Genomic DNA, 12,692 nt, shown 5'->3' on the forward strand with positions numbered 1-12,692 from the left:
TGAACGCACTCTCCCACGCAAAAGGGGCAGCCTGAACAGGCTGCCCCTTTTTTCATTCCGGCAGGAAACTTCCCTGCCGGCAAGGCTGACTTAGTTTGCTTCCGGCGCTGGCGCAGCGGCTGGCACGTCGAGCGTGATCGCCTTCAAGCCCAGGATGTTGCTGCTGTAGTGGCGGATCTTGTTGGCCAGGGCTGGGTCATTGTTCAGCTTTTGACCGTACGACGGCACCATTTCCACCATCTTCGCTTGCCATTCCGGCGTTGCCAGGCGGCTCTTGAACGCCGTTTGCAGCACCTTGATCATGATCGGCGGCGCGGTCGAGGCGCCTGGCGAGGCACCCAGCAGGGCGACGATGCTGCCATCGGCGGCGCCGACGACTTCCGTGCCGAACTGCAGCAAGCCACCTTTTACGGGGTCATCCTTGACGATTTGCACGCGCTGACCCGCGTTTTGCAAGGTCCAGTCTTCCATCTTGGCGTTCGGCAGGTACTCGCGCAAAGTCTTCAGGCGGTCTTCCGGCGTGTTCATGACCTGTTCGACCAGGTATTTCGTCAGCGGAATATTGTCGTAACCGGCTTGCAGCATGGGTTTCACATTGCCAGTGCCGATCGAGGCAGGCAAGTCGATCCACGAACCGTTTTTCAGGAACTTGGTCGAGAAGGTGGCAAACGGGCCAAACAGCAAGGCTTTCTTGCCGTCGATGATGCGCGTGTCCAGATGCGGCACGGACATCGGCGGCGAACCGACGGACGCCTTGCCGTAGACCTTGGCCGCATGCGCCGCCACCAGCTCCGGATTGGTGGTGACCAGCCATTGGCCGCCCACCGGCACGCCGCCGTAGCCCTTGGCTTCCGGAATGCCCGATTTTTCCAGCAGCGGCAGCGAACCGCCGCCGGCACCGATGAAGACGAACTTGGCGCGCATGGTCTTTTCCTTGCCGGCGTTCAAGTCTTTCACCGTCACGTTCCATACGCCATCGGCGCCGCGCTGGATGTTTTCCACCTGGTGGCGCAGGTGCAGGACCATGCCGTGGCTGTCCGTCAGGTACTTGACCAGGCCGCGCGTGAGGTTGCCGAAATTGACGTCGGTACCGATTTCCATGCGCGTCGCGGCCACTTTCTGGCCCTTGTCGCGGCCTTGCATCACCAGCGGCGCCCATTGCTCGATCTGCGCCTGGTCTTCCGAGAACAGCATGCCCTTGAACAAGTTTTCCTTTTGCAGCGCGGCGTAGCGCTTCTTCAAAAAGGCAATATTGTCATCGCCCCACACAAAGGCCATGTGCGGCACGTTATTGATGAAGGTTTGCGGCGCGCCCAGGTGCTTGTTGGCGACCTGATAAGCCCAGAATTGCTTGGAAATTTCGAATTGCTCGTTGATGGCAACGGCTTTCTTGGTCTCGATGCTGCCATCGGCCGCTTCCGGCGTGTAGTTCAGTTCGGCAAACGCCGAGTGGCCCGTGCCTGCGTTGTTCATCGCATCCGAGCTTTCAGCGGCCACGGAATCGAGGCGCTCAACCATTTCCATCGTCAGCGACGGATCGAGTTCCTTGAGCATGCTGCCCAGGGTGGCGCTCATGGTGCCGGCGCCGATCAGCAGCACGTCGACCGGTTTTTCGGACGAGGCCGGAGGGGTCTTGTCACATGCCGCCAGGATCAGGCACGACATCAAAAGTAATAGCGATTTACGCATACGTAACTCCGTTTATGAATACTGAAGGATGATTCTTGCGCGCCACCGTGGCGGCACCATCGCCGTATTGAATGAAAAACAGCCAGCCAGCCGGAACGCCAGGGCGGCCGGACAGGTCAATGTCGATGGTGATAGGCATGCTGCCGCGCTCCGGGATATCCCAAGAGCATGATCTGGTGGCAAAGGTGCGGGCAATGGACAGCGCGGACCTCGTTGTCGGCTGAAAAACCGGCAATGAAATCGCCGTCATGTCCAGTGCAAATATCAAGAGCGGCGATTTTATCACCGTTATTTGGCGCCGCCGGGCCGTGGCGGTAGTGGATAATACTTACTGCAGGGTATTAAATGACGGTGACTATCGGGTCATGCAAGCGGCCGCCAGACGGCAAAAAGGGCATCCTCGATGCCCTTTATTTATGTACGCGGTACAATGCCGGCTGCCCTTTAGCCATAGTCCTTCAGCCATGTTCAACCCCTCGTCCGACGATGTGCGCCGTTTCTTTTGCGAAACATTGCGCAAGCACCGCGCCCATGAAATCCTCACGCCGATGGAAGCCATTGCGCTCGACTGGATCCTCGAACACCCCGAGTATGAAAACGAGCTCTCCGACGTCGAAGCGGCGCTGGCGCGCGACTATTCCGTCGAAGGGGGACAAGCCAATCCTTTCTTGCACCTGTCCATGCATCTGTCGATCACGGAACAGGTGCAGGTGGACCAGCCGCGCGGCATCCGCCCGGCCGTCCAGCAGCTCACCCAGCGCCTCGATTCGGCCCATGCCGCCCAGCACGAAGTGATGGAATGCCTGGGCCAGATGATCTGGGCATCGCAGCGCTCGGGCTTGCCGCCGGACACGGACGCCTATATCGACTGCGTCCGCCGCCGGTAGGAACACCTGTCAAAACCTGCTGCGCGTCGCGCTTTGCGGCCTGCGATGCTCACCGTACTAGTGTACGGTTGCGCTTCGTAGCCACAAATCGCTGCCGCTCGCTACGGTTTTGCCAGGTGTTGTGCCAGTACTACCTCACATCGGTTTTACTGCCTCCTTCATGCGCTGAGGCAAGGCCTGTGTCGGCCCTCTCCCCATCAATCCCAGCAGCACCTGCAGCGCCATGGCGATGGCGCCGACGATGAAGACCACGTCGCCAAAGGTGCGTATCCAGCGCAGATTCTGCAACAGCGGCTGCTGCATGTACGCTTCGCTGCGCGCATACCACAAGCCTTCCGTCACGCTGGCGTGGAACTGGATGATGCCAATCGGCAGCAAGCTGGTAAAGATCATCAGCACCAGGCCCGCGTTCAAGCCCCAGAACGCCGTCTTCATCAACGCAGGGCTGAAACGGTAGTCGGGCCGCAGATAGCGCAGCACCAGCAAGGTAAAGCCCAGTGCCAGGAAGCCGTACACGCCGAACAGCGCCGCATGCGCATGCACGGGGGTCGTGTTCAAGCCCTGGATGTAGTACAGCGCGACGGGCGGATTGATCATGAAGCCCAACACGCCCGCACCCAGCATGTTCCAGAAGGCGACGGCGACAAAGCACATCATGGGCCAACGCAGGTTTTCCATCCATGGCGCACGCTCCTTCAGGCGCCAGTTTTCCCACGCTTCATGCCCCAGCACGATCAGCGGCACCACTTCCAGCGCGCTGAAGCTCGCGCCGATGGCCATCACGGGCGTGGTGGTGCCGGCAAAGTACAGATGGTGGAAAGTGCCGGGTATCCCGCCCAGCATGAACAGCGAGGCCGACGCCAGGCTGGCCGTCGTGGCCATGCGCACCGACACCAGGCCCAGGGTCGAGAAGATGAAGGCCAACGCTGTCGTGGCGAACACTTCAAAGAAGCCTTCCACCCACAGGTGCACCACCCACCAGCGCCAGTATTCCATCACCGATAAATGCGTGCGTTCGCCGTAGAACAGGCCGGCGCCATAGAACAGGCCGATGGCGCCCACGGATGCGGTCAGGAGCGCCAGCAAGTTCTTGTCGCCGCCTTTCTGGCACAGGGCCGGTATGACGCCGCGCAACATCAGCACCAGCCACAGCAGGATTCCGACGAATTTGCCGATCTGCCACAAACGCCCCAGGTCCACATATTCATACCCCTGGTGGCCGAGCCAGAAATTCCACTCGGGCGGCATCACTTGCGCGATGGCCAGGTAATTGCCGATAAACGAACCGACGACGACCAGCACCAGGGCCCAGAACAGCACGTCGACGCCCAGGCGCTGCCACCTGGGGTCCTTGCCGCCATTGATCAGGGGAGCCAGGAACAGGCCGGCGGCCAGGAAGCCCGTGGCGATCCAGAACAGCGCGGCCTGGATATGCCAGGTGCGCGTGAGCGCATACGGGAACCAGCGCGACACGTCGATGCCGTAGAACTGCTGCCCCTCCACCGTGTAATGCGCCGTAAAGCCGCCGATGAAGACCTGGAAGATGAACAGCGCCACCACCAGGAACAGGTATTTTCCCAGTCCCCGCTGCGAAGGCGTGAGGGCGAAAGTGGTGAGCGGATCGCGCGGACCGGCCGCCGGCAGCGCTTCGTCATGGTCGCGCAGGAAGGCCCAGCCCCAGACGAGGAAGCCCACGCCGGCCAGCAGCACCACCACGCTGGCGACCGACCAGACGAGGTTTTCGCCGCTGGGCTGATTGCCGATCAGCGGTTCATGCGGCCAGTTGTTCGTATAGGTCACTTTCTGGCCCGGACGCTCGGTGGCGGCGGCCCACGCCGTCCAGAAGAAGAACTGCGTCATCTGCGCGCGCCGCTCGGCGCTGGGCAAGGTGTTTTCCTTCATGGCGAAATGCTCGCGGCTGGCGTGCAGCGCAGGCGCATCGGAGAACAACTGGTCGTAGTAGTGCGCCGTGCTGGCGATGGCTTGCACGCGGCGCGGCGACAGGCGCAGCACTTGCGCGTCATCGACCCGGTTGCCGCGGTATTCCAGCTTGAGCGCTTCGCGCAGCGCCGCCTGCGCGGGGCCGTCGAGCGCCGCGTAGGCCTTGCCATGCTGCTCTTGCGCGGCCAGTTCCAGCCAGGCCGTCAGTTCGCGGTGCAGCCAGTCTGCCGTCCAGTCGGGCGCCTGGTAGGCGCCGTGGCCCCAGATGGAGCCGAGCTGCATGCCGCCGACGGATTGCCAGGCCGTCTGGCCGTCGAGGATGCCCTCGCGGTCGAACAGTTGCCGGCCATCCTGCGCCAGCACTTGCGCGGGGATGGGCGGCGCCTGCCGGTAGACTTCCGTGCCGTAGTAGCCAAGTAGCGAAAACGTCACGATCAGCACACCGATCAGGGTGAACCAGAGTTTTTTGTACGGACCCATGGGTCATTCCTTTGTCAGTGCACCACGGCCGGCGCAAAGCGCTCGAACAGGATATTGTTTTCAGTATGGATGTGCGCCATCAGGTCTGCACGGAAGGTGCGCAAGCCCGTGTACAGCGCGCGCCAGGTGGTGCAGGCGCCAGCAGGGGCGGTGATATCGTTCGTCATTGCCTCCATCGCGCGCAAGGCCACGCCATGGTCGTCGTGCTCCATGCGCATGACGTTGATGGGCGCACCGGCCCGCGGGCCCTGGCCGCGCACGATCATCGGGAACAACACGTCTTCTTCCTTGCGCATATGGCTTTCCAGCTCCTGCGCCATGGCCGACAGGTGTTCCGCCAGCCCGTGCGGACAGTCGGCGCGGTCGCCATGCACCTGCTCGACCTTGCGTGCCAGGCGTATCAGTTCGGGCAGCTGCTCGCGGTGCACCGCGTGGTAGCGCGCCAGCAGGTGTTCCACCAGCTCGGTGGCCGAGGCGTCCTGCCAGTCACGCTCGCCGCTGGCGTCAATCCGTCCTGCCAGCAGCCGCAATTCCTCGACGATGGGCGCCGCATCCACGCCGGCCGCTTCGGCCGCCGCGCGCAGGGTCTTGTTGCCGCCGCAGCAAAAATCCAGGCGGTGCGCATCGAACAGGCGCGTGGCGCCAGGGATGCGGCGGGCCAGTTGGCCCAGGGATAGGTCGATCATTTCCATAACAGTTCCTTGAGGATGAATAGGTAGATTTATTGCGCCGCGCCCGCGTGGTAGACGCCGGGTACGGGTTCGCCAGTCACTTCCAGCACGCCCACGGCGCCCTTGCCGGCGCGCGACAAGGCATGGTCGACCAGCAGATAGCTGCCCGGATGCTGTACCTTGAGTTCGACGATGGTCGCGCCGCCCGGTGCCACCAGGGTGGTTTGCACGTCGTGTTTCGGGCTGCTGATCGAGCCTTCGCTGTATACCTTGTCGAATATCTCGCCGATGATGTGGAACGATGAAATCTTGTTCGGGCCGCCGACGCCGAAATAGATGCGCACCGTCTCGCCGACTTTCGCCTGCAATTTGTGCGTCTTGCTCAAGGCGCCCACTTCGCCGTTGAAGACGTAGTAGTCGGGCAGTTCATTGGCCATTTTTTCCAGGTTCGGTTCCTGGTGCACGGGCGCGCCGTGCGGACGGCCCGTGTACATCTCGCCCTGCATCACGTAATACTCGCGGTCGACTTTTGACAGGCCGCCTTCCGGTTCGACCAGGATCATGCCGTACATGCCGGCCGCGATATGCTGCGGCACCAGGGGCGTGGCGCAGTGGTACACATACAGGCCCGGATTGAGCGCCTTGAAGGTAACCGTCTTTTCCTGCCCCGGCGCCACCTGCGTGTGCTGTCCGCCGCCATGGCCGCCCGTCACGGCGTGCAGATCGATCGAGTGGATCATCTTGCTGTCCCTAGCGTTGAACAGGGTCAGTTCGACCGTGTCGCCCACCTTCGCGCGCAGCATCGGGCCAGGCACTTGCCGGTTGAAAGTCCAGTAGGTAAAACTGGTGCCGTCATCGAGCTTGCCCGGCAGCTCCACCGTCTCCATGCGGTATTTCAGGGTTTGCGGCGCACGCGCGCCGATGGCAGCCGGCACGGAGGCAGGATTGGCGGCCACGCTGACGGCCGATGGGTCGGGACCGCGCATCGGCGATGGCGCGGGCGTGTACAGGGCCAGCGCAGCGGCCTGGCTCGATTCGCTGGCCGCGCTGCCGGCGCCGGCAGCCTTCGGCGCTCCCACTTCGGCCAGCGAAGTGCCGCTCACGACCAGCTTGCCTTCCATGCCGATCTGGCGGTGGCCGGGAATCGAGCAGTAATAGGTGAACGTACCGGCGCGCGTGACCTTGAAGCGCACGGTGGTGCTGCCGCTATTGGCGCTGAATTTGCTTGAAGCCACGTTCAGCTCGGGGATCAGCAGGTCGTGTTCGGCGCCTTCGCCGCTTTTCAGCACGAGTTCGACCGTTTCCCCCACCTTGGCCGCCAGCACCGGGTTGACCTGGCCCTTGGCGTCGATGAATACCATCTTGCCGTTGACGATATTGGTTTGCAGTTCATAGCGCTTGACCACGGCGGTGGCAGGTTTGGCGGCAGTGGCGGCAGCGCTGGCAGGCAGGCTCGCCTGGGCCTGCACGGACAGGGGCATGGCCAGGACACAGACGGCGGCGGCAATGGCGCGGAGGGAGGGAGTCGTTTTCATCAAGCTTTCCTTGGTCTTGTATGCCGGTTTGGCACTCATACCTAGGCAAACCGTGTGCCAGGAAAAACTTGTTTTAAATCAATGATTTGAAAAACACAGGGTCGTAATAACCCTTGTTTACCGTGGTTCGTTGTACCCTGCATGGTACTTATGACCACCACTGCCATCCACCTGCTGCTGCTCACCGACCTGGTCGCCGACCTGCCCGTGGCAGTGCGCCTGCAGCGCCTGGTCGGCAGCCTGCGCGCACACTTCGGCTGCGAAGCCGTGGCCTTGCTCAAGCTCGATGGCGAGCACTTGCGCCCCGTGGCGATGGCCGGCCTGGCCAGCGACGCGCTGGGGCGTCGCTTCGCCGTCGCCGACCATCCGCGTCTGGCCGCCATCCTGCAACGGCGCGGCGTGCTGTGCTTCCATCACGACAGCTCCCTGCCCGATCCCTACGATGGCTTGATCGCCGAGCGGGCCGGCGAGCCGCTGCCCGTGCACGACTGCATGGGCATGGCACTGGACCTGGAAGGCGAACGCTGGGGTGTGATCACGCTCGACGCCCTGCAGGTAGGCACCTTCAATGGACAGGCGCAGCGCGACCTGGGTGAACTGGCTTGCGCCATCGAGGCGGCCGTGCGCGTGACCCGCCTGGAAACGGAAATCCGCGCCCTGCGCCTGTCGGGCGGCGCCATGCTGGCCGATGCGCAAGCGCCGCGCGAGGAACACGATTTCGTCGGCCAGAGCAGCGCCATCACGCACTTGCTGCACGAGTTGCAAGTGGTCGCCGATTCCGAACTGCCCGTGCTGCTGCTGGGAGAGACGGGCGTCGGCAAGGAACTGTGCGCGCACCGCCTGCACCGGCTGTCGCGCCGCGCAGGCAAGCCCTTGATCCACGTCAATTGCGCGGCCTTGCCCGAGTCCCTGGCCGAAAGCGAATTGTTCGGCCATGTACGCGGCGCGTTTTCCGGCGCCGTCAGCGACCGGCCCGGGCGTTTCGAGGCGGCCGAAGGGGGTACCCTGTTTCTCGATGAAGTGGGGGAATTGCCGCTGTCGATACAGGCCAAGCTGCTGCGCACCTTGCAAAATGGCGAAATCCAGCGCCTGGGTGCGGACCGGCCGCGCCGCGTCAACGTGCGCGTGATCGCCGCCACCAACCGCAGCCTGCGCGAGCATGTGCGCGATGGCTCGTTCCGCGCCGACCTGTATCACCGCTTGTCCGTGTATCCCGTGCCGATTCCGCCGCTGCGCGAACGGGGCAATGACGTGCTGCTGCTGGCCGGTGGTTTTCTTGAGCTCAACCGCGCGCGCCTGGGCTTGCGCAGCCTGCGCCTGTCCGCCGCGGCGGAAAATGCCCTGTGCCACTACCGCTGGCCGGGCAATGTGCGCGAACTGGAACATGTGATCAGCCGGGCCGCGCTGAAAGCCGTGATCCGCGGCGCGGACCGCAAGGACATCGTGACCCTGGAAACGGATATGCTCGACCTCGATGCGCTGGAGGCGCCAGCCGGTGCGAACGCGTCGCTGCCTGCGCCGGCTGCGTGCGGAGCGCCAGCGGCGCCGCTGCTGTCCATGCATCAGATCGTGGAAGCGAGCCAGCGCCAGGCCATCCGGCAAGCGCTGGTGCTACATCAGGATAACTGGGCCGCTGCCGCGCGCCAGCTGGGGCTGGACGCCAGCAATCTGCACAAGCTGGCGCGCCGGGTCGGCTTGAAAGCCTGAGCCCGGCTAAAACTCAGCGGTGAATGACCAGGGTGGTCGGCAGGCTGTGCAGGTAGGCGGCCAGGTCCTTGATGTCCTGGTTGCTCAGCGGTTTCACCTGGCCCGTCATGATGGCGTTGTTGCGGCCATTGGCCTTGTCGCCCCGCTTATACGCCGTCAAGGCGTGTTCCAGGTAATCCTTGTGCTGACCCGCCAATTTCGGATAGGACGGGTCGATGGGCGAACCGTAATCCTTGCCGTGGCAGGTGGCGCAGCTGTATTTTTCGGCCAGGGCCTTGCCCGTATTGATATTGCCGGCGGCGCTGGCGCCGAACGAGACGGTGGCGCAAACGAGGGCGGCGAGTAGTGTTTTCATCATCTGGCTGGTCCTCAGTTCGGCTTGGCTTGTTGCGCATAATACGCGGCGACATCGGCGATATCCTGGTCCGACAGGCTGCTGGCGATGCCCTTCATGCTGGGGTGCTTGCGATCGCCCTTCTTGTAGGCTTGCAGCGCATTCTCGATATATTTTGCCGGCTGGCCGCCGATCATCGGCACCTGGAACACTTCGGGGAAGGTTGCCTTGTAACCGGGGATGCCATGGCAGCCGATACACATTTCCACCTTGGCAGTCGCTGCCTTGGCGTTTCCTACAATGTCAGCCGCTGTGACGGCATTTGCTATGCCGGCAAGCACGAGAAGTGCAAATATTTTTTTCATAGTGGCAATGTGAACAAAGGTAATCGGAGAAACGCCAGAGCTGGTTTTTATTGATTTTATGTGTTGACAATTAAGGTTGACAATTAATCTGCTGCTTGCCGATTCTAGCCAAGATATTCTTGCAAGTCCACCTATAAAACCCGCATTGTAGGCAGGCAGGCACAGGCCGTCCGCGTGGCAGTGCGCCACAGTTCTGTTTATACTCACCATTTCCCTACTTTGGCAGACCGCTCATGCAAGCACAGCACACCCAGCAAGGCCAACGCTTCGAAGGTTCCGACAGCTATGTCGCCACCGCCGACCTGAAACTGGCCGTGAATGCGGCGCTGACCCTGCAACGCCCGCTGCTGATCAAGGGCGAACCGGGCACGGGCAAGACCATGCTGGCAGAGGAAGTGGCCGCCGCGCTGAACATGCCGCTGATGCAATGGCATATCAAATCGACCACCAAGGCGCAGCAGGGCCTGTACGAATACGACGCCGTCTCGCGCCTGCGCGACTCGCAGCTGGGCGACGAGCGCGTGCGCGACATCCAGAACTACATCGTCAAGGGCGTGCTGTGGCAGGCGTTCACGGCGCCCGAGCCGGTGGTGCTCTTGATCGATGAAATCGACAAGGCCGACATCGAATTCCCGAACGACTTGTTGCGCGAACTGGACCGCATGGAATTCTATGTCTACGAAACGCGCGAAATGGTCACGGCGCGCCATCGCCCGCTCGTCATCATCACCTCGAACAACGAAAAGGAACTGCCGGACGCCTTCCTGCGCCGCTGCTTCTTCCATTACATCAAATTCCCGGACAAGGACACGATGGAGCAGATCGTCGCCGTCCACTACCCGCACCTGAAACAGGAATTGCTGGCGCAGGCGCTGCAAACCTTCTATGAAGTGCGCGACGTGCCGGGCCTGAAGAAAAAACCGTCGACGTCGGAATTCCTCGACTGGCTCAAGCTCCTGCTGGCCGAAGACATCCCGGCCGAAGCCTTGCGCAGCAAGGACAACAAGGCCGTCGTGCCGCCGCTGCACGGCGCGCTGTTGAAAAACGAACAGGACGTGCACCTGTTCGAGCGCCTGATGTTCATGTCGCGCACCAACCGCTAAGGAGCGCCGGTGAACGACATCAGCCAGGACAAGGTCTTCGTCCCCCTGGAACTGCACGGCATCCGCCTCGAAGCGCTGGCGCCGCACCATGCGCCTGGCCTGCGCGCGGCGGCCACGGACGGCGAGCTGTGGAATCTGCGCGTCACCTCCGTGCCCGAGCCGGACCAGGTGGACCAGTACATTTTCAAGGGCATCGAGATGCGCCCTTCGCGCTTCGCCTTTGCCGTCATCGACGTGGCCAGCGGCGAGGTGCTCGGCACCACCAGCTACCACGACGTGGTGCCAGCCATCGGGCGCCTGGAAATCGGCTACACCTGGTATGCCAAGCGCTGCCAGCGCAGCCACGTCAACACCACCTGCAAATTGCTGCTGCTGGCGCACGCCTTCGACACGCTCGGCTGCGCGCTGGTGGGCCTGCGCACCGATAATTTCAACCATGCCTCGCAGGCGGCCATCGAGCGCCTGGGCGCAAAAAAGGATGGCGTGCTGCGCCACCATGCGCTGCGCCGCGACGGCACCGTGCGCGATACCGTCATGTACAGCATCACGCGCGGCGAGTGGCCCGAGATTGCCGCCCATTTGCGCTACAAGCTGGCGCAGCGCCCCATCGCCGCGCTGCCCCGCGTGGGAGTCGCCGGGGCAGAGGAAGCCCCATGCTGATCGATTTCTTCTTCACGCTCAAGGATGCGAAGATTCCCGTCTCGATCAAGGAATTTCTGACCCTGCTTGAAGCGCTGCAAAAGAACGTCATCGACGCCTCGATGGACGATTTTTACTATCTGGCGCGCCTGACCCTGGTCAAGGATGAAGCCCATTTCGACAAGTTCGACCGCGCGTTTGCCCAGTACTTCAAGGGTGTCAACGCGGCCTTCGACACGAACGCGGCGATTCCCCTCGACTGGCTGCTGAAACGCATGCAGCGCGAGCTGTCCGAGGAGCAGAAGGCGCAGCTGGAGAAATTCGGCTACGACAAGCTGATGGACCGCCTGAACGAGCTACTGAAGGAACAGAAGGAGCGCCACGAAGGCGGTAGCAAATGGATCGGCACGGGCGGCACGTCGCCATTCGGCAATGGCGGCACGAACCCGGAAGGCATCCGCATCGGCGGCAAGGGCGGCAACCGCACGGCCGTGAAAGTGTGGGAAGCGCGCAGCTACAAGGATTACGACGGCGAGCGCGAACTGGGCACGCGCAACATCAAGGTGGCCTTGCGCCGCCTGCGCAAGTTCGCGCGCGAAGGCGCGGAAGATGAACTGGCGCTGGACGCCACCATCGCCGCCACGGCCAATAACGCGGGCTATCTCGACATCAGGATGCGGCCCGAGCGCAAGAACCGCATCAAGGTGCTGATGCTGCTCGATGTTGGCGGCAGCATGGACGACCATATCGAGCGCACCGAGGAACTGTTTTCGGCGGCGAAGACGGAATTCAAGAACATGGAGTTCTTTTACTTCCATAACTGCGTCTACGACTACCTGTGGAAGAACAACCGGCGCCGCAACGCCGAACGGTTCCCCACCTGGGACGTGCTGCGCAAATACCCGCCGGACACCAAGCTGATTTTCGTCGGCGACGCCACCATGAGCCCCTATGAAATCCTGCAACCGGGCGGCAGCGTCGAATACAACAACGAGGAAGCGGGATCGACGTGGCTGGCCCGCTTTACCCAGGCATTCCCGAAATTCATCTGGCTCAATCCCGAATCGGAGGGATTGTGGCAATACCGCCAGTCGATCGGCGTGATGCGGCAACTGATGAACAACCGCATGTTCCCCCTGTCGATCGACGGGCTGGAACGGGGCATGCGTCTGCTCAGTAAATAAAAGCACGCAACAAAAAGTCCATGGCGGCAGGGGGCCGCCATGCCGTACACTGCAACACGGCACTACCGTGCGGAGCCTCTCCGCTGCGGGCGGGTACCATACGCTGATACCAGCCCTGCCCAACCTGCTGCATCCTGTGCGCGGCCGCCATGGCCGC

12 protein-coding genes are annotated in these 12,692 nt (G+C 62.5%); 5 read left to right on the plus strand and 7 right to left on the minus strand.

Going from position 1 to position 12,692, the window contains the following annotated elements; genetic code table 11:
• Window positions 1-90: 90 nt before the first annotated feature.
• Together mqo and VPH40_RS14190 are read right to left on the minus strand one after the other, a co-directional pair.
• Entirely contained in the window at window positions 91-1,689 is a 1,599-nt protein-coding gene (mqo, locus tag VPH40_RS14185) for a malate dehydrogenase (quinone) (RefSeq protein ID WP_328573734.1), read from the minus strand.
• A complete protein-coding gene (locus VPH40_RS14190) occupies window positions 1,682-1,939 on the minus strand; it encodes a hypothetical protein (protein ID WP_150131050.1) in 258 nt (85 codons plus the stop codon). Before VPH40_RS14190 ends, mqo begins: the two co-directional genes overlap by 8 nt.
• 214 nt (window positions 1,940-2,153) lie before the next feature.
• Between VPH40_RS14190 and VPH40_RS14195 the strand changes: the two genes are divergently transcribed.
• A complete protein-coding gene (locus tag VPH40_RS14195; protein WP_034780276.1) occupies window positions 2,154-2,576 on the plus strand; it encodes a DUF1841 family protein in 423 nt (140 codons plus the stop codon).
• A 135-nt stretch (window positions 2,577-2,711) separates the two neighbouring features.
• On the opposite strand, the gene VPH40_RS14200 is transcribed toward VPH40_RS14195, so the two are convergent.
• Genes VPH40_RS14200 through nirK form a run of 3 tightly spaced genes read right to left on the minus strand, consistent with a single transcriptional unit; the run spans window position 2,712 to window position 7,203 of the window.
• On the minus strand, window positions 2,712-4,997 hold the full coding sequence (locus VPH40_RS14200) for a nitric-oxide reductase large subunit (protein WP_328573735.1): 2,286 nt from the start codon (window positions 4,995-4,997) through the stop codon (window positions 2,712-2,714).
• A gap of 14 nt (window positions 4,998-5,011) precedes the next feature.
• Complete coding sequence (ytfE, locus tag VPH40_RS14205; RefSeq protein ID WP_328573736.1) at window positions 5,012-5,689, minus strand: iron-sulfur cluster repair protein YtfE; 678 nt, start codon at window positions 5,687-5,689, stop codon at window positions 5,012-5,014.
• 29 nt (window positions 5,690-5,718) lie between these two features.
• Entirely contained in the window at window positions 5,719-7,203 is a 1,485-nt protein-coding gene (gene nirK / locus VPH40_RS14210) for a copper-containing nitrite reductase (protein ID WP_328573737.1), read from the minus strand.
• Window positions 7,204-7,353: 150 nt separating this feature from the next.
• Here nirK and norR point away from each other — a divergent pair, with 150 nt between their 5' ends.
• A complete protein-coding gene (norR, locus tag VPH40_RS14215) occupies window positions 7,354-8,910 on the plus strand; it encodes a nitric oxide reductase transcriptional regulator NorR (protein ID WP_328573738.1) in 1,557 nt (518 codons plus the stop codon).
• Between the two features lie 13 nt (window positions 8,911-8,923).
• On the opposite strand, the gene VPH40_RS14220 is transcribed toward norR, so the two are convergent.
• A complete protein-coding gene (locus VPH40_RS14220; protein ID WP_071075485.1) occupies window positions 8,924-9,265 on the minus strand; it encodes a c-type cytochrome in 342 nt (113 codons plus the stop codon).
• A gap of 14 nt (window positions 9,266-9,279) precedes the next feature.
• Entirely contained in the window at window positions 9,280-9,609 is a 330-nt protein-coding gene (locus VPH40_RS14225; protein WP_092796428.1) for a c-type cytochrome, read from the minus strand.
• A gap of 233 nt (window positions 9,610-9,842) precedes the next feature.
• On the opposite strand from VPH40_RS14225, the gene VPH40_RS14230 reads away from it, so the two are divergent.
• The 3 genes from VPH40_RS14230 to VPH40_RS14240 are packed head-to-tail and all read left to right on the plus strand — an operon-like array spanning window position 9,843 to window position 12,535.
• A complete protein-coding gene (locus tag VPH40_RS14230) occupies window positions 9,843-10,712 on the plus strand; it encodes an AAA family ATPase (RefSeq protein WP_034746522.1) in 870 nt (289 codons plus the stop codon).
• 9 nt (window positions 10,713-10,721) lie between these two features.
• Complete coding sequence (locus tag VPH40_RS14235; protein ID WP_328573739.1) at window positions 10,722-11,372, plus strand: GNAT family N-acetyltransferase; 651 nt, start codon at window positions 10,722-10,724, stop codon at window positions 11,370-11,372.
• Window positions 11,366-12,535 carry a vWA domain-containing protein gene (locus VPH40_RS14240; protein ID WP_070256030.1) on the plus strand — a complete coding sequence of 390 codons (1,170 nt, stop codon included), beginning with the start codon at window positions 11,366-11,368 and terminating at the stop codon, window positions 12,533-12,535. The genes VPH40_RS14235 and VPH40_RS14240 overlap by 7 nt, the downstream gene beginning before the upstream one ends.
• Window positions 12,536-12,692: the final 157 nt, after the last annotated feature.

This window comes from Janthinobacterium sp. P210005 (assembly GCF_036231865.1).
GTDB classification, from domain to species: domain Bacteria; phylum Pseudomonadota; class Gammaproteobacteria; order Burkholderiales; family Burkholderiaceae_D; genus Janthinobacterium; species Janthinobacterium kumbetense.